Source organism: Acinetobacter sp. YH16042 (assembly GCF_013417245.1).
GTDB lineage: Bacteria > Pseudomonadota > Gammaproteobacteria > Pseudomonadales > Moraxellaceae > Acinetobacter > Acinetobacter amyesii.
On sequence record NZ_VPEJ01000129.1, the window covers coordinates 1 to 1,269 of the forward strand.

The window sequence follows — 1,269 nt, forward strand, 5'->3', positions numbered from 1 at the left end:
CGGATGACTCTCCGATCTCTGCATATTCGCTACCAACTTCGGGCAGTTCAGATAATTTGTGTGCAAACAAATGCCGTTGTGCATCGGTCATTTCGACAAAGAAATCAGGTGTGTTTGGATCTCGTTTAGGGTCGGTTTTTTGTTGTTTTTTTGGCTGTGCCTTCTGTTTAAATCGGAATGAAAAACCAATAATATTACGTCCTCTTTTGTGCTGTTCTTCTTTGACAGTAATATCTGTATTTTCATTGATTTGCTTTAATGATGGTTCTAAAACACGCTTTTTAAAGTCGTGCATTCGATGATATTCACTTTCTAATACTCCCAATCTTTCTCTGAACTCACTTAGCTCAATAATTGGTGTTTTCCCACTACTACGCCAAGCAATCAAAAGTTCATAAAGTCTAATGGCGTAGCCAGTGGAAAGCCCTTTTACTTGCTCTAACTCATAGCTCGTAAATTGTTTTTCTAGCCGAGTTATTAAAGGGATAATTGCAGGTGAAAAAATTAACTCAACAGATGCCGTTTTTTCGATGTATGCAATTTGAGAAACCCAACGTGAGGTAATATGAGCTACTCCTTTTCCTCTTGGTTCTTGATAGCTAAATTGACGAGCAAACAAGTCTTTACAGGCTTCTTTTAGTGCTTGATAAGCACCATTTTTCAATACATCAAAGTGGTTGATATAGCTCTCTGCGTGAATAGTTAAAGGGTCATTCGCATTAATACCTTTACCACTTTCACGGGCTTCAATTATTGCTAAAAGAATTAACCGTTGTTCCACTAGGTCAAGATTGTAGCTGGCATTAATTAAAGCGTTATCTTTCACAATTAAATCTTTCATATAGCGTCTTATTTTATTATGTCGTCTTATTGATCTTATGTGAAGCCTTATCAAGAAGCAATAAGCAGACATATTTTATTTTGTCGCATCTTGCAAACTAAACGTGCTTAAAACGACATGTTTTATTTTGTCTTTCAAAGCACACTAAGTGTCGTCTTATTGAGAATTTCTAGCACACTAAGTGTCGTCTTTTAGCACACTAAGTGTCGTCTTATGTCCTCTGAAACGCACGTATATCAATGCTTTCAGACTGCTTAAAAGCATTTAAAAGCTTTTTTATTATTAAAAGCCCAAAAAAATTAAAAACGGCATTTAAAACTGCCCTATGTTTTCGCTTCGCTCAAACTCTATTGAATCTCGCTGCGCTCGATTCCTGGGGGCAGTTTTTTTCAAAGACCGGCTAGGACGCTAAAAACAAGAATGGATTC

Annotated in this window: 1 protein-coding gene; it reads right to left on the reverse strand. The window is 36.8% G+C overall.

Going from position 1 to position 1,269, the window contains the following annotated elements:
- On the reverse strand, nt 1-841 hold an 841-nt coding region (gene repM, locus FTV37_RS17515; protein ID WP_179996767.1), incomplete at its 3' end, for a replication initiation protein RepM.
- Nucleotides 842-1,269: the final 428 nt, after the last annotated feature.